This is a genomic window from Streptomyces herbicida (assembly GCF_032656585.1).
Classification (GTDB): Bacteria; Actinomycetota; Actinomycetes; order Streptomycetales; family Streptomycetaceae; genus Streptomyces; species Streptomyces herbicida.
The window spans coordinates 17,104-42,004 of the sequence record NZ_JAUYWJ010000039.1; the positions used below are offsets into that span (position 1 = coordinate 17,104).

The window sequence follows — 24,901 nt, forward strand, 5'->3', positions numbered from 1 at the left end:
GTCAGGCGGAGAGCTGACGTGCATAGAAGTGCAGCTCGTCCGGCTCGTCCGCCATGGCCGCCAGCACCGACACCATGTGGGCGACGGAGGCCAGGGTCATGTGACGGTGCCAGCCCCGGAACGAGCGCCCCTCGAAGTCCCGGACGCCCACCTGCTCGCCGATCTGTTTCTCGTCCTGGGCGACCCGCTGCGCGAGCCGCGTCAACCGCACGAGGTCGCCGGCCGGTGCAGTGGCCGGGGCCGCGAGCCACAGGGCCGCCGGCGCCTTCCCGTGCTCGTGCCACTCGCCGATCAGCAACAGCTCGGGCCCGGAACCAGGCTGGGGGAGTCGCACCCTGACCGCCGCCGCGAGCGTGGTGCGCCGCACCGGCCCCCGGGGGGACTCCAGCGGACGGCGCAGGCCCTGCACCGACTCCATGATGCGGCGGGCCGGGATCGCTCCCGCCCGGTATCCGGGCATCGCGGGGTCCGCCACGGTCAGCCGGATGCTCCCGTTCACCCGCGTGAGCAGGGGAACCCGAGCTTCGGCGAAGGCCCGGACGACCCCGCCGAGGCCCGTCACGTGGGTGTCCAGCACGACGGGACCCTTCGGCACCTCCCACTGGCCGAGCACGCTCAGCGCCGCGGCGGTCGCGCACTCGTCCGGTGTCTCCGCCTGGGCACTGTCGGGAATCTCCGCCCTGCGACGCCTGCGCGCGTCCCCGAGCCAGGACTCGGGAAGATGCAGCCGCCACTGAACGGGGACACTGGTCCCCTCGGTCGCGGCCCAGGCCCCGAAGGCCAGTTGGCCGTTGAGCACCTGTCCGCGCTCCGGTACGAACTGCCGCTCCACCCCCACGGAGTGCTCGCCTTCCTTCGGGATGAACAGCGGTCGTACGACCCAGGCCCGTGGTGCCAGCTCCCGCGTGACGTGGTCGGCGAGGGCCTTGCGTATGGGCGACCAGTCCCAGGTGGAGCTGCTGATGAAGTGGTGCAGGCTCTGCTCTGCCGCGGCACCACCGACGAGCGCGGCGATGTTCCGGATCGACTTGCGTCCCTTCGCCGCCAGCAGCCCATTCAGATAGTGCCGCGCCCGCAGCCGCTGGTCACTGCGGCGCAACGACGCGAAGAGCGCGGCGCTGAACTCGTCGCCCGGATGCGTGACCTCGTAGGAGCCTTCTCGTATTCGGTAGCTGGAGACGACTTTTGCGTTCATGCTTTCCCCCGTTCGCCAACCAACTTCATGGCTGTGCCCTCAACACTGGCCGCCCACGTCCGACAACGGGAGGTGCACCGGGCACACACCTGCGGGCGACGACGGTTGCCGGGTCACCGGCGGGCTTCGCCCCGGAGCGACCAGACGCCGTCCACCGGATCGGACTCGGGTGCGTGGCACGCATGAAGCAGGTGCACCGGGCGCGGTGAGTTCGCCAGGGACGTCGGGGAAGCCGGTCAGCCGCGAGCCGTCACAGCGACCCGTTCACTTCTCAGGCGGCTCAGCGCCTGCATGGCGTCGCGCTCCATGCGTGAAAGGTCGCAGAGGACGGTACCTGCCCGTTCGAGGCACTGCGCATCTCCTGATTCACCGGCTTTTGTGATCAGTGCCGCGGCCTGCGTCCAGAGGATGGCCGCCTCGGCGTACAGCCTGTGACCGGTGCGCAGGTGGCTGCTGTCGAGCAGTTGGGTGCATTCGGCGAGGAAGTCGCGGTAGAGGTTGCGGAACAGAGCGCCGCCGGTGCCGGCCTGCTCCATGAAGCGGGCGGCCTGCGGCAGGTCCCGCTGCGGATCGTCGGTGCGCCGGAGCCAGGTGCGGACCAGCTTGCCGGCTTTCTCGATGCCACGGTGTCCCAGGTTGGCGATGGGCGGGTCGAGGAAGGCGTCGGCGCAGGCGGTGATGGCGGGAACGATCCGGCCCCGCAGGGAGGGGAGGTTCTTCGGAGCGGTGAGGGTGAAGGACCGGTGCCTGGCGGTCATCGGGCCGCGCGCGGCTCTGGCCCGGGCGAGGCTGGTCAGACTGGTGGACACCGCTCCGCCCTGCTGGTGGGTGTCCACCAGGTGGGCGTCGCGGTCGTCGTAGCCGTACATGGCGACGACATGACCGCCGAAGTGCACCTTCGATGCGAAGTAGTCCAGGTGGTAGCTGTCGAGCTGCAGTCCGACGGGCTGGCCGGCGTCGATGGGGGCCACCACGTTCTCCCAGGCTCTGCGGGGCGAGGTGGTCTCCTGGACCAGGAGCTCCAGCTCGAGCGCGGTGGCCAGGTTTCTGGTGAGCTCGAAAGGCTTGACCCGTCCTCCGAGGAAGGGAAAGCCCATGTTCTTGCTGTCCCAGTAGATGAACGACAGACCCGAGCCGAGGCCGAAGAGCATGGGCTCGGACAGATCGAGTCCCTGGTGCCGCAGCAGCACCCCCAGAGCTGTCGTCTCGCAGTGCTGCCTACCGCGGGCGTCGATGTCTATCAGCGTGGCCATGCCGTGTTCTCCTGTACGGGGATGATCAGCCGGGTCATCAGTTCTTCTTGCGGTGCCTCTGCCGGTCCGACGAGATAGGTCTCGCGTACGGGCGCTTGCGGGCGCAGTCCGCGCTCGTGGATGGCGGCGAAGAGAGCGTTGTAGGCCAAGCGCAGTTGGCCGTACGGCCCGATGTGCACGGTCTCGGCGACGAGTCCGCCGGGCAGCGCCTCGAACTCCAGGCCCGGGGTTCCCTCGCTCCGCGGGACCTGCATTCCCACGGCGATCTCCGTCCGCTCGTCCAGATCCAGCGGGTACAGCGCCCACAACGGCGGTTCCCACGCGACACCTGCCCTGCCGAGCGCGGGCAGCAGCCGCCCTGTGCATTCCTCGACCTTCTCCCCGATCTCCGCGGGGGTGCAGACCGTTCGCACCACTGCCAGCCGTCGCTCCGGCTCCCTGCTCAGCGTCACCTCATAGCCGGGCAGACCGCCCTCGGCCAGCCGCTCCAGCATCTCCATGCGCGCCTGGTCCCTGCTGATCCGCTCGGCCAGCCGGTCCCGCTCGGCGCGCAGGATCCGTGCCCTGTGCTCGGGCTCGGCGGCCAGCGCCTGGGCGATCACCGCCAGGGGAAGATCCATCTCGCGGAGCAGGGCGATGGTCAGGGCATCGCGGGCCTGTTCAGGTGCGTAATAGCGGTAGCAGGAGGCGGCGTCCACGCGGACCGGGACCAACAGCCCCATCTCGTCGTAGTGCCGTAGCTGCTTGACGCTGAGCCTGCACAGGCGGGCGAAGCGCCCGATGGTGAGAAGTTCGTCTTGCACGCCATCATGCTGGACCGTCCCACGGTGGGAGAGTCCAGCGCTGTGCCCATGGGTCGCAAGTCGCCTTGGTCACGACGGGTTTCCCGTCAGCGGGCGTGCGGTGTCAAGCGGACCCACAGGTGCCAGCCCAGTGCCTTCCCGCTGCCCAGGCCGTGCACCGGCAGCGGCGGGGCGTGCAGGAAATGCTTCTCGGCGTGGCGGACGTCGAAGTCGGGGAAGTCCCGGCGGACGCGTCTGACGTCGTAGACCTGTGAGTACGGGTTGTGCGGCCCGTCGGTGTTGCTGTGGATGAAGTTCCGCATGCGCAGATACCGCGCGAGCCCGAGCCTGCGGGCGTTGTCCAGATGGGCGCCGAGAAGCCCCTTGGGGTGGGGCAGCCCGCCCAGCCGCGCCACGGGGTGCGCCGTCAGGAGCGCCGTCCGCCGCAACAGCCCGATGGAGACGAGGTAGTTGAGGGACCAGCGGGCGTACAGCATGACCACCAGCTCCCCGCCGGGTTTCAGGACGCGGTGGATCTCCCGCTGGGCCCGGCGGATGTCGGGAACGTGGTGGAGCACCCCGTGACTGAAGACCACGTCGAAGGACCGGTCGGGGAAGGGCAGTTCAAGAACACTGGCCCGGTGCAGCCCGTCGTACGGCAGTTCACGCAGGGCGAGGCGGGTGCCCGTTCTTCCGACCGCCGTCTCGGTCAGATCGACTCCCGTCCACCGTGCGCCTCGGCGGATCAGCTGCTCGGCCTCGGAGCCCTGTCCGAGCCCGATCTCCAGAAGGCGTCGGCCGGAGACGCCCAGCCTGTCCAGACATGCCGGAATGTGCGGTTCGAGCCGGTACTTGGCGGCGTCGTAGCGCGAGAAGAACTCCTCGTAGTCCTGCCGCTCGTCTCCGCCCGGTGCTCCGAAGATGTTGTCGCCGCACGGATGGTCGGACCAGAACTCCTTGATGTCCGGCTCAATCACGGATTCTCCTGCCGTTCTCACATGCGCATACGGGGGTCACTGGGTACCGTCGGCCGGCTGCCTGCCGCTCGTCAGCGTCGTCGACGGGTGTGGACGCCACTGGGCGGGGAGGTCCTCCGCGGCCAGGGCGGCGGTGGTCCCGGTGAAGTCCGCGGGGCTCTCGCCCAGGCCGAACCAGTGGCCGAGGGCCTGGAGGGTGCGGTCCGCCGCGAGGCCGTCGCCGTAGGGGTTCACGGCCTGTGCCATCTTCGTGTACGCCGCGGGGTCCTGTAGCAGCCGGGTCACTTCCGTGACGATGCGCTCGGTGTCGGTGCCGACGAGTGCCACGGTGCCCGCAGCCACCCCTTCGGGGCGTTCGGTGGTCTCGCGCATCACGAGGACCGGCTTGCCGAGGCTCGGCCCCTCCTCCTGGACGCCGCCGCTGTCGGTGAGGATCAGGTGCGAGCGGTTCATCAGATGGGCGAAACCCTCGTAGTCCAGCGGCTCGACGACCCTGACGTTCTCCAGTCCGGCGACCTTGGGCACGATGGCGGCCCGTACGGCGGGGTTGCGGTGGATGGGGAAGACCACCAGCAGGTCGGGGTGGGCCGCGGCCAGCCGGGCGAGGGCCTCACCGATGGACTGCATGCCCTTGCCCCAGGACTCACGGCGGTGTGCCGTGACCAGGAGGACGCGTCGGGGGTCGGCCTCCAGGAGGCGCAGGGTGGAGTCGGACAGGCGGCCGGCCGTGCGGTCCAGGGTGGTGAGCAGGGCGTCGATGACCGTGTTGCCGGTGACCACCACCGACTGCTGATCGACGCCTTCGCGCAGGAGGTTGTGCCGTGCACCGCCGGTCGGCGCCAGGTGCAGGTCCGCCAGCCGGGTGGTGAGGCGGCGGTTCATCTCCTCGGGGTAGGGCGAATACGTGCTGCGCGTCCGCAGGCCCGCCTCGAGATGGACGACGGGGATCTTCTGGTAGAAGGCGGCCATGGCCCCGGCGAGTGTGGTGGTGGTGTCGCCCTGTACCAGGACCGCGTCCGGCTGCTCCTTGTCGAGCACGGGCTGGAGCCGTTCCAGCGTGCGGGTGGTGATGTCGGTCAGGGTCTGCCCGGCGCTGAGGATGTCCAGGTCGTGGTCGGGTTCGATGCCGAAGAGCCGGTTCACCTGGTCGAGCATGGACCGGTGCTGCCCGGTGACGGCGACCAGCGGCTCGAAGTGGGCCGATGCGCGCAGCACTTCGACGACGGGAGCCATCTTGATCGCTTCGGGGCGGGTGCCGTAGACGGCCATGATCCGCTTCACATTTCGCCTCCGGCTGTGGGGTCGCCGCACTGGGTGCCTGCGGACCTGGCTATCGCGCGGTGCGGCAGGCGCCGTGAAGGCAGGCGCGCCGGTCGGCCGGCCGGATGCAGGAAATCGCCCTTTCAGGTCGACCTGACTTTTCCCTGCGTGGTCTTTGCCCTGCGTGGTCTTTTCTCTGCGTGGTCATTTCTCTGCAAGTCTTTCCCCGCGTGGTGTCCGCCCGGCGCGGAGTGCACGTGGCCCATTCGAGTTGCGATGTCGGCGGGTTGCGCACATTGCGGTCGTCCGGGCTCGAACGGCACTTAGCGTGACGGACACGTCCACTGTCAGGCGGAGGCTATGGGGCCAGACAATGTTCTTGCACCGATGGACCGGCCGAGCCGTAGGAGCGAAACAGCACCGGTTCCCCTCTGCGGGCTGCCGGTGCACGCGCTCACCCTGGCGGAAAGTGTCGCCGCGGCCGAGAAGTTGATCGCCGATGGGCGACCTCACCAACATGTATCGGTGAATGCCGCGAAAGTCGTCAGGGCCCGGCGGGATCCCGAATTGGCGCGCATCATCCGGTCCTGCTCGCTCGTCAACGCCGACGGGCAGGCCGTTGTGTGGGCGGGCCGGGTGCTCGGGCACCCTCTTCCCGAACGGGTCACCGGCATCGATCTCATGCTGGCGCTGTGGGACCGCGCGGCGCGTGAACGCTACCGGGTCTACCTGCTCGGCGCCGAGCCCGCGGTGGTGCGCCAGGTGGCGGCCATCGCCACGCGCCGCGGAGTGGACGTGGTCGGGTACCGCGACGGCTACTGGTCGCGCGAGCAGGAGCCGGAGGTGGTCGCATCCGTCCGCGAAGCCCGCCCCGACCTCCTCTTCCTCGCGGTGCCGACGCCGCGCAAGGAGTACTTCCTCGCCGGGCACCTGGCCGACCTCAACTGCGGGCTTGCGGTGGGCGTCGGCGGGTCCTTCGACGTGGTGGCCGGGCTCAAGACGCGTGCGCCCCGGTGGATGCGCGGCGCCGGCCTGGAGTGGGCGTTCCGGCTCATGCAGGAGCCTCGGCGGCTGTTCGCCCGCTATCTCGTGGGCAACACCGCGTTCGTCCTGCTGGTCCTCCGCGAGGCCCTGGCGCGACGCAGCCCGCGCGGGTAGCGCCCCGTGGCACCCCTGTACTCCTGGTCCCCCGGTGACGGTCCGGCCCGCTCCCCGTGCTCCTGCACGCCGAAAAGTCGTACCTCCCTGAGACGAAGTGTCGTACCCCCTGAAAGGAACGCGCGTGTTCAGCACTGTCTCCGTTGTAGGGCTCGGATACATCGGGCTGCCGACCGCTGCCGCACTGGCCACCAAGGGAGTGGACGTCGTCGGTGTGGACGTCAACCGGGCCACGGTGGATCTGATCAACGCCGGGCAGGCGCCCTTCGTGGAACCGGACCTCGCCGTCGCGGTGAGCGGTGCGGTGGCGATGGGACGCCTGCGCGCCTCCACCGAGGCCGAACCCGCCGACGCGTTCATCATCGCCGTCCCCACTCCCGTGGGCGAGGACCGCGAACCGGATCTGTCCCATGTGCGGGACGCGGCGGCTTCGGTGGCCGATGTGCTCCGGCCCGGCGCGCTGGTGGTCCTGGAGTCGACGTCGCCGCCGGACACGACGCTGCGGCTCTCGCAGTGGCTGGCCGAGCGGCGGCCGGACCTGACCTTCCCGCACACTGCGGGCGCGTCCGCGGACGTGCATGTCGCGCACTGCCCCGAGCGCGTCCTGCCGGGCCGGATCATGATCGAGATCGTCACCAACGACCGTCTGATCGGCGGGGTGAGCGAATGCTGCGGCGCGCGGGCCAAGAAGCTGTACGAGGTGTTCACCCAGGGGCAGTGCCATGTCACGGACGCCACCACCGCCGAGATGGCCAAGCTGAGCGAGAACGCGTTCCGCGACGTCAACATCGCCTTCGCCAATGAGCTTTCGATGATCTGCGACAAGCTGGGCATCGACACCGGCGAGGTGATCGCGCTCGCCAACCGGCACCCGAGGGTGAACATCCTCCAGCCGGGCCCGGGGGTCGGGGGGCACTGCATCGCCGTCGATCCGTGGTTCATCGTCAGCGCGGCCGGTGAGCAGGCGCGGCTGATCAGGACCGCCCGGCAGGTCAACGACGCCAAGCCCGCTCATGTGATCGCGGAGGTGTCGAACACCGCGGCGCGTTTCAAGGACCCGGTCATCGCCTGCCTGGGGCTGGCGTTCAAGGCCAACGTGGACGATCTGCGGGAGAGTCCCGCGCTGCACATCACGGCGGAACTCGCCCGGCAGGCAGTGGGCCGTCTGCTGGTGGTCGAGCCGCACATCACCGAGCTGCCGTCCGTGCTGGCGGACACGGGGCAGGCGAAGCTCGTGGACCTCGAGGCGGCCCTCTACGAGTCGGACCTGATCGTCCTGCTCGTCGACCACGACGCCTTCCGCGGGGTCAAGCGGACGATGCTGCGGGGGAAGGTCGTCTTCGATACACGGGGTGTCTGGCGCTGAGGTCACCGGGGCGCCCCGACGGTGCGTCAGGGGCCGGGCCGGGTGCCCGCACGGGACTTGGCCCGGCCCGTGTCACCGGCAGCCGGTGACGATGACGTACCAGCCCAGGGCGAGCGCCATCATGAACGTCGCCCCCGGACGCATGACGCGCCGCATCTCGGCGACGCCTCGCTCCGGGTGATCGGTGTGGTGCAGGACGCCGAAGGAGCAGACCCCGTCGAAGGACTCGTCGGGGAAGGGCATGCTCTCTGCGTCGGCCACCTGCGCCACACCGCGCCGGCCCTCGAGTTCCAGGCGGGTCTGTGTGAGGCGGGCCCCGCGTTCCGCCAGGTCGACCGCGACCGTGTCGCGGGCGATACTCGCAATCACCGAATGATCGCTACCCGCCCCACAGCCGATTTCCAGCACCCGTCCCCGGGGAACCCACGAGCGCAGCGGACCCGGCAGCCAGGGCTGCAGCCGATAACGGCTTCTGGTCATTTGATCATAGAATTCCTTGGTGCCCTCGGGGTGCGATTGCGCGATTGATTCCCGCCGGATTTTCCGACCATTGTTCACTCGCCGCTGCACGACCATCGGTTGTCATGCGGAGGATCCTACTCAACGGATGATTCACCGAGTCGCAGAATTACTCGGATTTTTTCGGGTGAGGGGCACGACGCATTAACGTGTTGTGTTGCGGCGCAGTGCCTCGTGTGGAATACCTTGAAAACCGTCGGACTGCTTACAGCCGCCTTGTGGAGGTTCCACTGACTGCCCATCGTGATTATCGGGGTGATGTGAACGCCCAGCAGCGGTGGGCGGTGCTGACCGAGTCGCGCTTCGGTGTCCCCGGTGTCAGGCGCATCGCCGCCTCGACGCTCGGTCAGGAGCCGGTCGTGGTGATGGCCGCGTCCGACGCCATCCGTGACATCCGTGGATACCGGGCGGAGTTGCGGCGGCAACGCGTATCGGCGGTCGCGTTGCTCAGTGACGACATGGCACGCAGGCCGTTCGCCACCCCTTTCGAGCTGGTCGCCGCGCTGGCACCGGTGCGTGAACGGTGCGTCATCGACGTGAACCGCCCCCATGAACATGTGCCGGTCGGCAGCCGTGCGGCGCTGACGCTGCGCTGTGCCCAGGACGCCGCGACGGCCGGGCGGCGCGTCCTGCGCGAACTGACGGTCCGTGAGGCTCCCGCTCCGCGGGGCCCCCGCACCGCCGGCTCGCCCGAGAGGCCGTGGGTTCTCGCCATGTGGCGGGACGCCGGGGAGGTAGGGGTCGGCGGGTCTGTCAGCCATGTCTCCGGAATCCTGACCGGTTTCCGGCGCCTCGGCCGGCAGGTGGCGCTGGTGACCAACACCCGCCCTCCGGAGCAGCTGAGAGCCGCTGTCGACGTCGTCGAGGTCGCGGCGCCACTGCCGCGCGGCGACCGTTTCATGAGGGAGTCGGCCCGGCTGGCCGCGAACGACGGGATGTGTGAGGCGGCCCTGGCGCTCGCCGCCCGCACACCGCCCTCCTTCGTCTACGAGCGGCATTCGTTCCTGTCGCGGGCCGGCGCCGACGTCAGCCGGCGCCTGGGGATCCCGCTGGTGCTGGAGTGGAACACCTCCGTCGTGTGGGCGCACGAGCACTGGTATCGCAAAGCGCCCCTGAAAAGCGTCTTCCAGCTCCTCGGCGCACGCTACGAACGGCACGCGGTGCGCAGTGCGCACATGGTCGCGGCGGTCTCGAGGGCCGCGGCGGCGGTGGCGACGGACATGGGAGCCGACCCCTCGACGGTGGAGGTGGTCGCGAACGCGGTCGATGCGGCGTGCATCCCCGAACCCTCACCACTGCCGGTCCGCAAGGGAGCCCGACTGGGCTGGGTCGGCAGCTTCGGACCCTGGCACGGTGTCGAAGTGGCGATCGAGAGCCTTTGCCACCTTCCCTCGGACGTCGAGCTGGTGCTGATCGGTGACGGGGACCGGCGGCAGACCTGTGTGCGGATGGCCGACCGGTTGGGCGTCGGCGACCGGATCACCTGGGTCGGCAGCGTCTCCCACGACGAGGCCCTCGATGTTCTGTCGCGCTGCGACGTTCTCGTCTCGCCGCACGTCTGGGAGGGAACCCGCCCGTTCTTCGGCTCGCCCGTGAAGCTGTTCGAGTACATGGCTCTCGGCAGGCCGATCGTGGCCAGCCGTCTGGAGCAGATCGGCGAGATACTGACGGACGGCGTGACCGCCCGACTCACCGAGCCCGGTGACCCGAAGTCCCTCGCCGAGGGCGTCATGCGGGTGCTGGAGCTGCCCGACCGTGGGGCGTCGCTCGGGCTGCAAGCGCGCCGGGAGGCACTCGCCGAGCACACCTGGGAACGGCGGGCCGGACAGATCCTCTCCAGGCTGTCCCTGCCGGCCTCCGCCCCGGCCACGGTGAGGGGCTGACCATGTGCGGGATCGCGGGGATCTACGAGTACGGGCGTGCGGTGGGATGCGTGACGCCCGAAGCCGTCACGGACATGCGCGACCGACTGGCCCACCGGGGCCCGGACGGCGTGGGAGTGCACGTCAGCGAGGACGGCCGGGTGGGCCTCGGCCACCGGAGGCTGTCCATCGTCGACCTCGCCCACGGCGCCCAGCCCATGTTCGGCGAGGACGGGGAGTGTCTCGTCTTCAACGGCGAGATCTACAACTACCCCGCCCTGCGCCGTGATCTCGAAAGCAGGGGCGCCCGGTTCCGCACCGACTGCGACACCGAGGTGATCCTGCACGCGTACCGGCAGTACGGCGAGGCGTGCGTCACCCGGCTCACCGGGATGTTCGCCTTCGCACTCTGGGACCCCCGCTCGGCGCGGCTGCTGTTCGCCAGGGACCCCCTCGGCGAGAAGCCTCTGTACTGGACGCAAGTGGACGGCACGTTCCTGTTCGCCTCCGAGACGAAGGCACTGCTGGCCCACCCGAGGCTCACCGCGGAGGTCAACACCACGGCCCTCGAGAGCTATCTCGCCAACCTCGTGGTTCCCTCCCCGGCGACCCTCTACCGCGGGATCAACAAGCTGCCCGCCGGAACGGCGGGTACCTGCGACGCCCGCGGGGTCCGTACGTGGCGGTACTGGGACATCACCTCGCAGCGCTCCTTCCTGGACGTGCCGCTGTCCGACGCCGCCTCGCGGGTGCGCGGCCTGCTGGAAAGCTCCGTACAGGCACGGCTGATGAGCGACGTTCCGGTCGGCGTCCTGCTCAGCGGGGGGTTCGACTCCACCGCGTTGGTCGCCCTGCTGCGCGAGCGCGCCGCCGGCACCTCGACCTTCTCCGTGGGCTTCGCCGACGCGCCCGGCCTCGACGAGCGGCACGAGGCCCGCTGGGTGGCCCGGTACTTCGGGACGGATCACCACGAGGTGACGGTGTCCCCACGTGAAGCACTGGAGTCGCTGACGGCCATGGTGCACCACCAGGACGAACCGCTCGCGGATCCCGTGTGCATGCCGCTGGGCTTCGTCTGCGCGCTGGCCCGGCGCCGCGGGGTCCCGGTGGTGCTGGCCGGCGAGGGCGCCGACGAACTGTTCTGGGGTTATCCGGGCTATGTGCGGGAGATGCAGCGGCAGCGGGAACTGCGGCTGCTGCAGAGGTTGCCCGCGGCGGCTCGCCGCGTCCTCGCCGTGGCGGTGCCCCCCTCGCGGCGCCGGAGAACCTTCGATGTGCTCATGGGAGCGGTCGGCGGCCGGCAGCTCCCGATGCACTACCCCCTCGGCATGCCGTCCTCGGTGCGCTCCGCGGTGCTGGTGGAGCGGCCCTACGATCCCCCTCTGATCCCCCCTCAGGTCGCTCGCGGCGAGACCCCTCTGCAGACGGTGGCGTTCGACACGCAGCACTACGAGTTCTCGCTCCGGCTGCCCGAGCTGCTGCTCATGCGGATCGACCGGTTCTCCATGGCGCACTCCGTCGAGGCCCGCGTACCGTTCCTCGACCACGAGCTCGTGGAGTACGCCTACCGGCTGCCCGTGCGGCACAAGCTGGAGGGCGATCGCACCAAGGTGGTGCTGCGCCGCGCTCTTGCCGACCTCGTGCCCGAGCGGGTGATGCGCCGGGCGAAGCAGGGCTTCGGCGCTCCGGTCGCGCACTGGCTGCGCGGTCCCATGGGGGACGTACTGCTCGACCTTGTGGCCGCACCCGGGTTGCGGCGCTACTTCCGGCCCGAGGCCGTGGCCGACATGGTCGCGGAACACCGGGCCGGGCGGGCGCACCACGCCTGGTTCCTCTGGCCGGTCCTCAACTTCGCGGTCTGGCACCGGGTGTGGATCGAGGGCGAATCGGCGGACGACCTGACCGAACGGATGCTGAGAAGGTGCACCGTTGACGCACGCTGACCGGACCGACCACGCGCCCGTCGGACGTCCGCACCAGTCCCGGCTGCGCCGGCTGGCCGTCTCGGCGGCCGCGCTGCCGCCCGGCGTGCTCGCCGCCGAAGTGGCGTGGCGCACCGTCCGCACCGCAGGCAGGACGGTCGCCGACGGGCGGGAGCGGAGGGCACGGGCCCGTCCGGCGCCCCCGGAGAGGTGGCGCCCCTTCGTCGTCGGCGCTGCCGAGGCCCGCCCGAAGGTGGGGCCGAGCCCCCTGGAACTCGACGCATGCCTGCGCGAGGCGGACGCGGCGCTCGACGGCAGGTTCACCGTCCTCGGCTACGGCGCCGTGCCGGTCGACACGAAGCGACGGGGCTGGCATCAGGACCCGGTGCACGGCTTCACCTGGCCGGATCGGCACCACCACCGTATCGGCCCCGCGCCGGGCACAGCCGACATCAAGGTGCCGTGGGAGATCGGCCGGCTGCAGTGGCTGTGCGCCCTGGCACGCGCCCACGCCTACACAGGTGACTCGCGCTACCGCGACGGCGCGGTGGATCTGCTCCGCTCATGGGCCGAGGCCAACCCGGCCGGCTCGGGGCCGAACTGGACCAACGCGATGGAGGCGGGAATCCGCGCCGCCAACCTCGTATGGTCCGCGGAGATCCTCGACGATCCGGAGTTCACCGCCCTGACCGGCGGAATGCTGCGCAGCCACGGATGGTTCATCCTGGCCAACCTCGAGTACACCCCACGTCTGACCAGCAACCACTACCTGGCCGACCTTGTCGGCCTGGTCCACGCGGGCGGAGCCCTGCGCCACAGCATCGCCGGGCGGCTGTGGCTGCGGGTGGGCGGCGGACAGTTACAACGGGAGGTCCTCAAACAGTTCCACGAGGACGGCTCCAACTTCGAGGGGTCCACCGGCTATCACCGGCTGTCGACCGAGCTGGCGTTGATGGGGCTGCTCGCGCTGCGGCGCCTGCGCGTCCCCGTGCGGCCCGAGGTGCGGGAGCGGGTGCAGGCGGCGGCCGGGGTGCTGTCCGGCCTCACCAAACCCGACGGGCTGCTTCCCGCGCTGGGCGACGACGACAGCGGGCTCGTGGTCGGTCTGCAGTCCGGCCGGGACCCCCGGGACCCGTCCCCGGTCGTCGCCGCCGCGACCGCCGTGAGCGCTCCGGGGCCTTCCCCGGAGGCGGCAGGGCCCGAACTCGCGCAGTGGTGCGGGGCACGGGGTGACGGCACCGGAGTCCACGCCCCGAAGACGTCCTTCCCGGGGGCGGGCTGGCACCTGCTGACCGCCGGCCCGTACTGGTGCCTCGCGGAGTGCGGAGGCGTCGGGCAGAACGGCAACGGCGGGCACGGGCACAACGACACGCTGTCGTTCGTGCTGTGCGTGGCGGGCCGGGAGTTCGTCACGGACCCCGGCAGCGGCGTCTACACGCCCGATCCGGAGCTGCGGAACCTGCTGCGCTCCACCCGTGCGCACGCCACGGTCGAAGTGGACGGTGCGGAGCAGAACCGCTTCGACCCCGGCCTGCTGTTCACCATGTGCGACGACGACCGCCCCCGCATCGTCGACCACCATAGGGACGGCGGTGGCCGGCAGGTCCTGGAGGCGGTGCACGACGGATACCGACGGCTGGGCGATCCCGTCGTGCACCGGCGCCGCTTCACCCTCGACCGGGAGGGACTGACGGTCTCGGACACCCTCGACTGCCGTACCCGGCACACCGTCGTGGTCAGCCTTCCGCTGGCACCGGGCGTGCGTGCCGAACCGCGCGGCGACCGAATCGTGCTGTCCGCCGACGACACCGTGGTGAGTCTCGGCCAGAGCGCCGGACCCGGTCTTCCCTTCCGTGTCGAGGAGATGCCGTGGTCGCCCGCCTACGGCAGGACCGTCACCACTCAGGTCCTGCGCGCCACCCTGCGGATCGACGGCCCGGTCACCTGGGCGCTGCGGTTCCGCCTGACGGACGGAGCGCACGCATGAAGATCCTCATGGCCGTGGTCTCGGACCTCCGCAGCGACGCCCGTGTCCGACGCGAGGCCGCCGCGCTCGCCGCGGACGGCCACCAGGTGCGGGTCATCGGCTTCGACTCCGGGGTACGGCGCCGCAGCCGCACCGTCGAGGAGGGCGTCCACTACGACGCCCTGCCGTTCCCGCCGCGGAGCCTTCCCCGGATGCTGCGGCTGGCCCATGCGGGCATCGGGGCCCTGCGTGCCGCGCTGCTCATGGGGCGGGGGCGACCGGACGTCGTGCACTGCCACAATCTCCACCTCAGTCTGCCCGCGCTGCTCGTGGCACGCCGCCGTCGCGCCGCCCTGGTCTACGACGCGCACGAGCTGGAAGCCTGTATGCACCGGCGGCCGGTGCGGCAGCTGATCGAGTGGTGGGAGCGGACGGTCTGGCGACGCTCGCGGGCCACGATCACCACGAATCACTCGCGTGCGGCCTACCTCGAGGACATGCACGGAAGCCGGCCCGTGGTCGTCGGCAACTACCCCCGTACACCTGCGGCCGGTGTCGCCCCGAAGGACCTCCGCCGCCGGCTGGGCATTCCGCCCGACCGCCTGGTGCTGATCTTCCAGGGAGGCTTCTATCTCGACTCCCGGTGCTTCGACACCGTCGCGGCCGCGCTGCGGGACATGCCGGAGTGGCACTGGGTGATCATCGGGTTCGGCAGCGACGACAGCGTGCGCAAGCTGCACGAGCTCATCGCCGAGTGCGGCATCGAGGACCGCACCAGCATCCTCCCCGCGGTGCCGGTGGACGAACTCCTCTCCTACACCGCGGCGGCGGACGTCGGCGTCGTCGCCCTCACCAACGCCCATCTCAACTGCTACCTGGGCGACACCAACAAGCTCTTCGAGTACCTGATGGCCGGTCTGGCCGTGGTGGGCAGCGACTTCCCCGAGGTCCGCAGGGCCCTGCTCGGCAATGGAACCGGTCCGGCGGGCGCGCTCTTCGACCCGGCGGATCCCGCATCGGTGGCCCGTGCGCTGCGCCAGGTCGCCGACGACCTGCCGACGCTGCGGCGCAACGCCGAGAAGGTGCGCGGCACCTACTCCTGGGAGACCGAGAGCAGGACGCTGACACGCCTGTACCGTGCGCTCGCCCCTTCGCAGGGCGCACGGCCCGATACCGAACAGGGGCGGTCGGCTGAGCCGTCCAGTCTTCCGAAAGGCGCTTGACGTGAAGGCAGTACTGCTGTCGGCCCGGGACGGTTCGATCAGTGTGGGAGAGATGCCGCCCCCGGTGGTGCAGTGGGGCACGGTGCTGATCCGCAACACCTACTCGCTGATCAGCGCGGGCACCGAGCGGGCGACCGTGGAGACGGGGGCCAGCAGCCTCCTGGGCAAGGCGCGGCAGCGTCCCGACCAGGTGCGGCAGGTCCTCAACACGGCCCGGCAACTGGGTGTCGTCGAGACCTACCGGATGGTCCAGGACCGGCTCGACCGGCCCATGACGCTCGGGTACTCCTGTGCCGGTGTGGTGATCGCGGTCGGGGAGGGCGTCGACGACCTCGCCCCCGGCATGCGGGTGGCCGCGGGCGGAGCCGGTTACGCCTCCCACGCGGAGCTCGTGACCGTGCCCCGCAACCTCGTCGTGCCCGTACCGGACGGGGTGGAGGACCGGTGGGCCGCCTTCGCCACCGTGGGCGCCATCGCGCTCCAGGGAATCCACCAGACCGAGGCGCCGGCGGGCTCCCGTGTCGCGGTGATCGGCCTCGGTCTGGTGGGGCAGCTCACCCTGCGGATCCTGCGGGCCTACGGGTACGACGCGGTCGGCATCGACCAGGACCCGGCGGCCGTCGACGCGGCGCGCGCGGCCGGGTTCGTCGCCCACCCCCGCCAGACGGAGGACCTCCCCGGGACCGTCGCGCGGCACTGGGGCGGCGCGCGGGCGGACGCGGTCCTGGTGACCGCGGCGACCTCGAGCACGGATCCGGTCGAGCTGGCCGGGAGTCTGGCGCGGGACCGGGCGACCGTGGTCGTCGTGGGGGACGTCAAGGTGGCCCCGCCCCGGTCGTCGTACTACCACAAGGAACTGACGATCCGTTACTCGCGCTCGTACGGTCCGGGCCGCTACGACCCGCGCTACGAGGAGGCCGGCCAGGAGTACCCGGAGGGCTATGCGCCCTGGACCGAACGCCGCAATCTGGCCGAGATCCTCAGGCTGGTGCCGGGCCTGGACCTGGAGAGCCTCGACCCCCGTGTCTTCGCCGTCGAGGACGCCGCCGAGGCGTACCGCGTGCTGAACACGGAACGGCCGCGCCGCCGCCCCGCGCTGCTGCTGCGTTATCCCGGCACCGCGAAGGTGAGCGAGCCGCCGCGGCCCCGGGGCGAGGCCGCCACCTGGTCACCGCCCGCCGGGAGAGCGAGGATCGCCGCGATCGGGGCCGGGAACTTCGCCACCAAGATGCTGTTCCCGCATCTGCACCGCGAGCAGGGCACCGCCTTCTCCTGGGTGGCGAGCGCGCGCGGCCTGACGGCCGTCCAGCAGAGCAGGCGTTGGGGATTCGGCGAGGTCGCCGAGAGCGCCGAGCACGGGCTCGCGTCGGGCGACGCCGACTGCGTCATGGTGCTGTCCCGCCATGACAGCCACGGTCGCTACGCGGCCGAGGTGCTCGGCCGCGGGATCGCCTTGTACTGCGAGAAGCCCGTGGGCCTCACGGAGCAGGAGCTGGAGGAGGTGGCGGCCGCCTGGTCCCGGTCCGGCGCACCGGCGCTCGCCGGTTTCAACCGCCGGTTCGCCCCGGCCGTACGGGAGTTGCGGGCGGCCCTGCCCGAGGGGGCGCCGCTGCAGGTCGTCCACCGGGTCTTCGCCGGCCGGCTGCCCGACGACCACTGGTACTTCGACCCCCGGCAGGGCGGCCGGCTGCTCGGCGAGGTCTGCCACTTCATCGACACCGCGAACTTCCTCGTACCGGGCAGGCCGGTGAGCGTGACCGCGACGGGTGTGGACGGCAGGGACCCGGCGTCCACCCAGAGCGTCACCCTGCAGATCACCTACTCGGACTCCTCGACCGCCTCCATCCTGTACGGCGGGCTCACCCCGCCCGGGGCACCCAAGGAGCTCATCGAGGTGGCCTGTGACGGTGTCGCCGCCAGGATCGAGGACTTCGGCTCCCTGACGCTGTGGAAGCGGGGGAAGAAGTCGGAGTCGGTCTACCGCGGAGCGCCGAAGGGGCACGCCGAGGAGATGCGGGCCCTGACCCGGCTGCTGCGGGGCGAGAAGGTCGCCGAGGCGGACTTCCGGCTGGCGCTGTGGAGCTCACTCGTGGCCTGCCGGGCGGCTGCCGCCCTCGCGGACGGCGGCCAGGCCACCACCGCGCCGTCCACCCCGGCGCTCGCCGAGGTCCTCGGCTGCACACTCACCGCCCCTGGGGAGGGCAGCCCGGTGGGCGCGGTGCCGGAGCAGACCTTCGCCACGCCCGAGGGGGCCGTCGGTACGACGGGAGGTTCCGGCGCATGAGTGCTCCGGGTGCGGCCGCCCTGCCGACGGGTACGGCACCGAGCGCGGCGGCGGAAGCCTGATGTGCGGCTTCGTGGTGGTCCTGAACCGCGCCGCGGCCAGGGGCGGAGATCCATGTACGACGATCGAGCACCGGGGCCCCGACTCGTGCGGGCACCAGGAGCTCCGGGGCACCGGCTGGCATGCGTCACTGCACTTCCGCCGGCTCGCGATCATCGACGTCGGCTCCCGCAGCGACCAGCCGTTCGGTGACGCCGAGCGCGGGTTCCTCGTCTACAACGGGGAGATCTACAACGCCCCCGAACTACGGGAGACGCTGCGCTCCCGAGGTGTCCGGTTCACCACCGAGGGCGACACCGAGGTCCTCCACGAGCTGCTGCTCCAGCCCGACGCCGCACAGCTGCTCGGGCAGGCCGACGGGATGTTCGCCTTCGTCCAGGTCCTGCCCGACGGGCAGGTGCGCTACGGACGCGACCGGCTGGGCATCAAGCCCCTCTACATCGCCACGAACACGGCGGGCCGCGTCACCGCCCTGGCCAGTGAGATCGCTCCGCTGCGCGCGCTGGGCCTCGCCGAGCACGTCGATCCCGTGGCCGTCGCGCAGGGGGCGATGTTCCTGTGGACGCCTCCCCCGCGCACGGGCTGGCACCGGGTGCACGCGGCGCCGGCCGGCGCCGCGCACCGCGTCCTGCCGCCCGAGTACGCGCGCCCCCGGCCCCTCTGGCAGGCGGAGATCCCCACGGCGGCCCAGGACATCGGCGCGGCGGTACGGGAGTCGGTGCGGCGCCAGGTCAGGGCGGACGTACCGGTCGGGCTGCTGCTGAGCGGGGGAGTCGACAGCACCTGGCTGGGCGTGGAACTGTGCCGGGCGGGGTTCTGCGGCCCCGTCTTCTCGGCACGGGACGCGTCGCCGCGGCAGGACCCGGCGGAACCCTTCGAGGGGGACGCACCCTACGCCGAGCGGGCGGCCCGCCACCTCGAGGTGCCCCTGCACTGGGTGGACCTCGATGTCGATGTGCTGAGGCAAGTGCCCGAGATGGTACGGGTGATGGAGCTGCCCTTCGGCGACCCGGCGGCCATCGCGCTCATGCGTCTGTCGCGGGCCGCGCGCGCCGAGGCGACCGTGCTGCTGTCCGGGCTCGGCGTGGAAGAGCTGTTCCTGGGCTACGAGCGGTACCAGGCCGTACGGATGCTGCAGCGGATTCCCGCGCCCGGCCGAAGACTTCTCGGGCGGGCGTCGCAGGGCCCGGTCCCCGGGAGGCTGCGCGAACGGACGGACAAGCTCGGCCGCATGTGCCGGCAGAGTCCCCGCGACTGGGCGTGGGGCGGCCAGTCCTATTACACGGCCGGGGAATGGGCGCGACTGGCTCCGAAGGTCGAACTGGACGAGGTCACCGCCGCCCACCGCGACATCACCGACCCCCTGCTGGCGGCGGGAGCGAGCCCGTTGCACGCCGTCGCGGAGTGCGACCGGCGGCTGTTCCTGCCGGGCCTCAACCTCCTGTACGGGGACCGCGCGTCCATGCGGGCCAGTGTGGAACTGCGCGTGCCGTTCCTCGGTGAACCCGTCGTCGCCGCGGCGCTCGCCGCCCGGGCGGAGGACCAGCTCCGCACGGGCAACGGCAAGGCGCAGTTCCGGGCCGCCGCGTCGGCCGCGGGGGTTCCCGACTTCGTCACGCGCCGTTCGAAGACGGGGTTCGGGGCGCCGGTCCGCTCCCTGCTGCGGCGCCACGGACAGCACCTGTGGTCACAGGTACGGCAGTCCGGCGTCTTCGACGAGCTCTTCGACCGGCGGACCGCCGACCGGTTCGTGGCCGAGCATGTGTCGGGAGAGCGCGAGCGCGGGCTCGCCGTGTTCGGTCTCTTCTGCACGGCGGTGTGGTGGGAACAACACGTAGACGGGGCCGGGGCCGGGGCCGGGGCCGGGCGGGTCGCCGAAGCCCTGCAGACCTACCGGGCGGCCGCGCCCTGACCCCGCCGCGGCGGGACCAGGGACCCGGTTTCCGGGTTTTCCTCGCGGTCGGGGCGGGCGGTCTCCCCCGCGGCCACGGCCCGCCGGTAGCGCACCACGTGGGCGATCAGGTTGACGGCCAGCGCGAGAAGGCTCGCCCATGCCGCTCCCGCGGCCCCGTAGGCCGGAATGAGCAGGAGGTTCAGCACGAGATTGGACACCGTCAGGGTGATCGCCGCGGTCCGCAGGTCGGAGCCGAGGCCGTGCGCGGCCAGGAAGGAATTGAACAGGCGGGTCACCGCACTGACCACCTGCGCCGCGGCGAGCACGGGTACCAGGGCCGCCGCCATCACGAACTTGTCCGAGTAGACGAGCCGGACCAGCGGCCCGGCCAGCATGCTCAAGGCGACCGCCGGTACCGCGCTCACCACCGTCACCGTCGCCACCCAGCGCCGTGCCATACGGGGCAGGCCGGTGAGCCGCCCGAAGAGCGCGGTCGCAAGCCCCGCACCCGGCAGCGCGATGGGAGCCGTCAGCGAGGCGGCGCACATGTAGCAGGCGAAGGAACGCGGATCGCTCGCGGCACCGAGCATCAGGGTGTCCATGTGGTACGTGCCCATGCTCAGCACCCGGCCGACATAGGCGGACAAGCCGTAGTCACGGGCGTCGCGGAGCATGCGCGAGGCGGCCGTGCGAAGGCCGTGGAACACCGGCCTGAAGTACGCCAGAAGCGCGACCCAGGCGGCGAGCAGGAACAGGGCGTCCGCGAGGAGAGCCCCCGACGCCGTCAGCCGTACCCCCGCCGCCGGCATGGCCATGAGCGCACCGAGCAGGCCGAGCCGCGACAGTACGGCGGCGATCGAGTAGCCGTGGAGCCGGTCGAGGCCCTGGGCCATCTGCAGGCACACGAAGTCGAGCGGGTATCCCATGGCGACGAGGGCCGCCACTCTCAGGGCCGGTCCGGCGTGCACGCTCATGCAGGCGTCCACGATCCAGGACAGCGCGAAGACGGTGACCGCGAACAGGACGGCGACCGGCACGAAGGACGCCACCACGGCGCCGGTGATGCGGCGCCGCTCGGCCGGGTCCGAGAGCACCAGCCTCCGCGCCGCGGGAAGGAACAGCCCGAACTCGAAGAACATCCCGCTGAACAGGAGCAGTTGTTTGCCGAACGTGTAGCTCGTGTAGGCGTCGACGTCCAGGGCCCTGGCCAGCAGCGCGGAGGTGGTCACACCGAGTCCGCCGATCACCGCGCTGGAGCAGGCGAAGCCGACGGCCTGACGGACCGTCCTGGAGGAGCAGGCGACCTTCACCTTGGCGCAGGTCCGAACGGCGACGCCGCCGCATGCGGGCGTCACGACACCCGCTTCGCGAGCCGCGTCCGGACCGGCGGCTCCGGGGTGGCCTCCGGGGCGGCCGGCTCTGGGGCCTCTTCCCGGGCCGGGCGCTGCCGGGGAGTCTCGAGGGCTGACGCGGCGAGCGCCAGGAGCACGGCCAGCACGGCGTTGCTCGGCCCCAGGGGCAGCATCGTCAGTTCGACGGAGAAGGCCAGATAGGACAGGGCCCCGGCGACCACGGCGGCGTGCAGCACCTGGCGCGTCGCGTCCCCGCGGGCCGCCCCGGCGAGCCGGCGGATCATCCGGGTGCCGTATCCGCAGACGGCGAGCAGGGCCGTGAAACCGATCAGGCCCTGTTCCGCCAGCGTTGCGACGAATGAGCTGTGCGCGGACTGCACCGACCGCACGCCCCACACCGCCTTGGGATCGACCCGCTTCTGCGCCTCGACGAACTGGTTGATCCCCACGCCGGCGAGCGGGACGGACCGCCAGATCTCCATGCCGACCTGATAGGTCGCGAACCGGCCGGCCACGTTGTTGGTGTCGGACATGCGGGCGCGGAAGAGGTCGTTGCTCTGCATCGGCACGATGAGGATGAGCGCTCCGAGCAGCACGGCGACGGCCGTGGCGGCGAATCTCAGCTTCTTCCCGACCCGCAGGCCGAGCCCGAGGAGGAGCACCAGCAGGGCACAGGCCCAGGCCACGCGGAACAGCGAGAGCGCCATGCCAGTGATCTGCACGGCGGCCAGCAGCGGTCCCGTGAACGCGGGCCACCCCCTGCGGCGCCGGCCGTCGGCGCTCGCGCCGGTCCACCAGAACAGTGTCGCGGCGAGCGTGAGGGCCAGGGTGAGCGCGTAGACCTCCGGGCACGTGTAGGGCCCGGAGACGCGGACGAACCCGCCGATCTCGGTGTCGGTCCGTACGACGCCCCCGCTGAGGGTCGCCAGTTCGTATCCGAAGAGGTACTCGGTGATGCCGAGCGCGGCCACGAGGGTGCCGCAGACCATCAGTCCCGCCGCCCACGTCCGCAGCCTCCGTGGGCTGTCCGCCGTGCGCCGGCAGACGCAGAAGGCGGCGCAGGGCAGCAGGATCGCGTCGACAGAGGTCTCCAGGGCGCCCATGACCGGGTGGGTGGTCAGGGCGCGGCACAGGAACAGCGCCGCGAATACCGCCACGGCGACGGTGAAGCCGCGCACGCTCCGGGCGCCCGGCCTTCTGTTGCCCCGTCCGAACAGGAGCACGAGAACCAGCGCGGCGAGCATGACGCGGTCGAACGTCACCAGAGAGCCGGAGCGGGGATAGCGGGCGAAGGGGTAGAGGACCGGCGAGAGGACCAGCCAGGTCATACCCGCGGCCAGCGGGCTCCGGCTGCACACGAGGGCGAGCGCCGTCACCATCGCGACGGCGCACACGACGACCGTCGGCATGCTCGGTGACAGCAGGACGGCGGCCAGCGCCAGGACGCCGCCCACCGTGTAGAGGGCGGCCAGGACCGCCGCCGGGGTGGGCCTCATGGACCGGTACGTCCTCGCCAAGGCGCTCATCCGGCGCCCCGCGCCGCCTGGAGAGCGGTCAGCGCGTCCAGGAGCGGCGCCAGACTCCACCGCGGCGACCTGCGGACCGGCGGTCCCGTGAGCGCGGATTGCCCCACGGGCGCCCCGGGCCGCCGGGCCTGCTGCGGCACGAAGCCGCTGACGGCCGCAAGGACACGCTCGGCGAACCCGGGGCGCACATAGCCGTGTTCCTCCACCCAGGTCGCCATGCGTACGGCCGTCGCGTCGTTGTTGGGGTCACCGCAGATGCGCCCGCGCCGGTCCGGCTTCTCGTCCGCGTAGTAACAAGGCACCGGGCCGTCGAACAAGTGGTCGAGGTAGTACCGGACTCCGGAGTCGATCGCCTTGTCGTGTTCGAGCCCGAGTCCGCGCGCGGCCGCCTCCAGCCGCAGCAGCACATAGCCGGTGTGGAAGCCGTCCACCCAGCCGAGGCTCGCGGAGGTGCCGTACGGCCACGCGCCGTCCGGACGCTGCCCCGCCACGGTGGCGGACACCGCCGTACGTGCCGCGTCGAGCAGGCGTGAGGCGAGCGGCCGGGGCATTCCGTCCAGGAAGGCGAGTCGGGTCGCCAGTGCCGCGCCCATGAGGTTCGCGTTGTGGATGAGCGTGCCGGACGCCGGCGTGTAGGCGAAGTGCGTGCCGGTGTACAGACCGTCCAGCAGCCCGGCGGCAAGTCTTTCGGCACCGCCGCCGTCGAGGGTTCCGCTGTCGAGGCATCCGTCGGCGCAGAAGGTGGTGGCCACGATGTTCGGCATGGAGGACGGGTAGTACCCCCAGCGGGTCTGCACATCGAACTCGTAGCCCCACAGCCCCGTATGACGCCCCCGCAGTTGCCGGGCGGCGGTCCACCGCCCCAGCTCGTGCGCCCTGCCGCGCCAGAGCGGGGAGTCGGCGAGGCGGCTGCACGCGGTCGCGCCGAGACCGCAGGCGGTCGCCGTGCGCAGCGGGCGGATCGCCAGGAAGGGGCGGAGATCCACCCGGCTTCTCTTCACCGTCTGGAGGAGAACCTGACGCAGAAAGGGGTGAACGGTAAGACGCGCGAGGGGACTTGTCAGGCCGTCATAGGGATCCGGGCCCGCCCAGCCGCAATCGTCGAGCAATCGGAAAACGCGGTCGGCGCGCCTTTCGATTTCTTCGGGCGTCATCAGATCGGCGGTGAATTCAGCATCCGTCAGACTGCTGCTGTTCCAAGCGGCCACTGGCTCTCCGGAGGTCCACCCGGCCGGGTCGGTTTTCCCCGCCGAAGTCCGTCAGGCCAGGCTAATGTCACAACCAGCACGAAGACGCCGGACGACGCACCTTCCACAGCTAATTCCGGAGCCCGGACGATTCATACGAACAGGAATCCGTCCGTTAAGAATCCTGCCTGTGTCCGAGTTCCCCTCGGGGTCCCTCACCCCTCGTCGAAGAGCAGGTCGCCGACCGGGTGGGTCAGGCGGATGGTGCTGCTGTTGGTGACGGTGACGACGTGCTGCAGGCCCGCGAAGCGCTCACCGGTGGACAGGACCGTGAACATGTCCTCCTTGCCGGCGAGATAGGCGGGGAAGCAGGAGACCGGCATACCGGCGTGGAAGTGGTCCATCAGCCGCCGGAACAGCTTGGGCAGGATCACGACGTCGTCGGTGATGGAGGACGGCCCGGTGACCTTGAATCCGGAGGTGGTCACGTCCTGGGGCCACAGCCCCTGCCCGGCCGCCCGGGCGCTCTGCGCGACGGTCGCGAATTCCTCCCGCAGGTCACGGAACAGGCCGGCGTAGAAGGTCGGATAGACCAGGCCCTGCGCCGCCAGGTGGTGATTGACGGTCTGCCGCAACAGCGGCACGTCGACGGTGACGGCCGTACCACTGTCCGCGGGAGGTGCGCCCCGGCCGACGAGGGACACGACACGGCCGTACAGGTCGGCGCCACCGGTGAGGAGGTAGCCGGGCGTGCTCTCGGGCGTCGAGGCGGTGACGGTCTCGTCCGGCCGGCGCTGTACGTCGTTGAAGCCGAGCCAGGTGAGGAGTTCGGCTGCGGCGGCATGACCGAACTGCAGCGGCTGGTGTTCGTCGTGATAATGCGTCTCCAGCGCGTCGACGCCCTCCAGCCGGAGCTTGGCCTCACCGGCGCCGGTGAGTTGTACCTGATTCTTTCCCTTGACCAGCTTCCAGTCACTCGCGTTGTCCGCGACGAAATGGACGGTGTCCCCGTCCGGCTGAGTGTTCTTCAGGTGGAAAGTTCCTTGGACCAGCAGCAGAGGCATGGCGACTCCTACGGGAACTGAGGAGAAGAAAATTTGTTCGTAAAAGACAAA

Annotated in this window: 18 protein-coding genes; 8 read left to right on the plus strand and 10 right to left on the minus strand. The window is 71.0% G+C overall.

The genetic code is table 11. The features are described 5' to 3' along the window. Position 1: 1 nt before the first annotated feature. The 5 genes from Q8A52_RS45510 to wecB form a co-directional block, all read right to left on the minus strand. Positions 2-1,195: an IS701 family transposase gene (locus tag Q8A52_RS45510; protein ID WP_316763819.1), complete on the minus strand. Its 1,194-nt coding sequence runs from the start codon at positions 1,193-1,195 to the stop codon at positions 2-4. Positions 1,196-1,431: 236 nt separating this feature from the next. Beyond that, positions 1,432-2,448 carry a BtrH N-terminal domain-containing protein gene (locus Q8A52_RS45515; protein ID WP_316763822.1) on the minus strand — a complete coding sequence of 339 codons (1,017 nt, stop codon included), beginning with the start codon at positions 2,446-2,448 and terminating at the stop codon, positions 1,432-1,434. Then, positions 2,436-3,251, minus strand: coding sequence for a MerR family transcriptional regulator (locus Q8A52_RS45520; protein ID WP_316763824.1), 816 nt, complete (start codon positions 3,249-3,251; stop codon positions 2,436-2,438). Before Q8A52_RS45520 ends, Q8A52_RS45515 begins: the two co-directional genes overlap by 13 nt. An 86-nt stretch (positions 3,252-3,337) precedes the next feature. After that, positions 3,338-4,207 (minus strand): class I SAM-dependent methyltransferase, encoded by an 870-nt coding sequence (locus tag Q8A52_RS45525; RefSeq protein WP_316763827.1) that lies wholly within the window; start codon positions 4,205-4,207, stop codon positions 3,338-3,340. A 36-nt stretch (positions 4,208-4,243) separates the two neighbouring features. After that, complete coding sequence (wecB, locus tag Q8A52_RS45530) at positions 4,244-5,488, minus strand: non-hydrolyzing UDP-N-acetylglucosamine 2-epimerase (protein ID WP_316763831.1); 1,245 nt, start codon at positions 5,486-5,488, stop codon at positions 4,244-4,246. Positions 5,489-5,992: 504 nt separating this feature from the next. Here wecB and Q8A52_RS45535 point away from each other — a divergent pair. Together Q8A52_RS45535 and wecC are read left to right on the plus strand one after the other, a co-directional pair. Then, a complete protein-coding gene (locus Q8A52_RS45535) occupies positions 5,993-6,625 on the plus strand; it encodes a WecB/TagA/CpsF family glycosyltransferase (RefSeq protein WP_316763836.1) in 633 nt (210 codons plus the stop codon). A 124-nt stretch (positions 6,626-6,749) separates the two neighbouring features. Continuing rightward, positions 6,750-7,991 (plus strand): UDP-N-acetyl-D-mannosamine dehydrogenase, encoded by a 1,242-nt coding sequence (gene wecC / locus Q8A52_RS45540; RefSeq protein WP_316763839.1) that lies wholly within the window; start codon positions 6,750-6,752, stop codon positions 7,989-7,991. Positions 7,992-8,063: 72 nt separating this feature from the next. Here the strand turns inward: wecC and Q8A52_RS45545 are convergent, their stop codons facing one another. Continuing rightward, positions 8,064-8,567 (minus strand): class I SAM-dependent methyltransferase, encoded by a 504-nt coding sequence (locus Q8A52_RS45545; RefSeq protein WP_316763841.1) that lies wholly within the window; start codon positions 8,565-8,567, stop codon positions 8,064-8,066. Between the two features lie 203 nt (positions 8,568-8,770). Between Q8A52_RS45545 and Q8A52_RS45550 the strand changes: the two genes are divergently transcribed. The 6 genes from Q8A52_RS45550 to asnB (Q8A52_RS45575) all read left to right on the plus strand — a co-directional run bounded on the left by Q8A52_RS45550 (position 8,771) and on the right by asnB (Q8A52_RS45575) (position 19,739). Then, positions 8,771-10,393, plus strand: coding sequence for a glycosyltransferase (locus tag Q8A52_RS45550; protein ID WP_316763844.1), 1,623 nt, complete (start codon positions 8,771-8,773; stop codon positions 10,391-10,393). A gap of 2 nt (positions 10,394-10,395) precedes the next feature. Beyond that, a complete protein-coding gene (gene asnB, locus Q8A52_RS45555; protein WP_316763847.1) occupies positions 10,396-12,315 on the plus strand; it encodes an asparagine synthase (glutamine-hydrolyzing) in 1,920 nt (639 codons plus the stop codon). Then, positions 12,302-14,281, plus strand: coding sequence for an alginate lyase family protein (locus Q8A52_RS45560; protein WP_316763849.1), 1,980 nt, complete (start codon positions 12,302-12,304; stop codon positions 14,279-14,281). The genes asnB (Q8A52_RS45555) and Q8A52_RS45560 overlap by 14 nt, the downstream gene beginning before the upstream one ends. Next, entirely contained in the window at positions 14,278-15,483 is a 1,206-nt protein-coding gene (locus Q8A52_RS45565) for a glycosyltransferase family 4 protein (RefSeq protein ID WP_316763851.1), read from the plus strand. Before Q8A52_RS45560 ends, Q8A52_RS45565 begins: the two co-directional genes overlap by 4 nt. 1 nt (position 15,484) lies before the next feature. Then, positions 15,485-17,767, plus strand: a complete 2,283-nt coding sequence (locus Q8A52_RS45570; RefSeq protein WP_316763854.1) for a bi-domain-containing oxidoreductase — start codon at positions 15,485-15,487, stop codon at positions 17,765-17,767. Between the two features lie 61 nt (positions 17,768-17,828). Continuing rightward, positions 17,829-19,739 carry an asparagine synthase (glutamine-hydrolyzing) gene (gene asnB / locus Q8A52_RS45575; RefSeq protein ID WP_316763857.1) on the plus strand — a complete coding sequence of 637 codons (1,911 nt, stop codon included), beginning with the start codon at positions 17,829-17,831 and terminating at the stop codon, positions 19,737-19,739. Here the strand turns inward: asnB (Q8A52_RS45575) and Q8A52_RS45580 are convergent. From Q8A52_RS45580 to Q8A52_RS45595, 4 genes are all read right to left on the minus strand, one after another. After that, positions 19,718-21,076 (minus strand): lipopolysaccharide biosynthesis protein, encoded by a 1,359-nt coding sequence (locus tag Q8A52_RS45580; RefSeq protein ID WP_316763859.1) that lies wholly within the window; start codon positions 21,074-21,076, stop codon positions 19,718-19,720. The genes asnB (Q8A52_RS45575) and Q8A52_RS45580 overlap by 22 nt on opposite strands. Beyond that, positions 21,073-22,569 carry an O-antigen ligase family protein gene (locus Q8A52_RS45585; protein WP_316763861.1) on the minus strand — a complete coding sequence of 499 codons (1,497 nt, stop codon included), beginning with the start codon at positions 22,567-22,569 and terminating at the stop codon, positions 21,073-21,075. The genes Q8A52_RS45580 and Q8A52_RS45585 overlap by 4 nt, the downstream gene beginning before the upstream one ends. 26 nt (positions 22,570-22,595) lie before the next feature. Further along, the gene (locus tag Q8A52_RS45590) at positions 22,596-23,585 is read right to left on the minus strand and encodes a hypothetical protein (protein ID WP_316763863.1); all 990 of its coding nucleotides are present in this window, start codon (positions 23,583-23,585) and stop codon (positions 22,596-22,598) included. 416 nt (positions 23,586-24,001) lie between these two features. Then, entirely contained in the window at positions 24,002-24,850 is an 849-nt protein-coding gene (locus Q8A52_RS45595) for a thermonuclease family protein (protein ID WP_316763866.1), read from the minus strand. Positions 24,851-24,901: the final 51 nt, after the last annotated feature.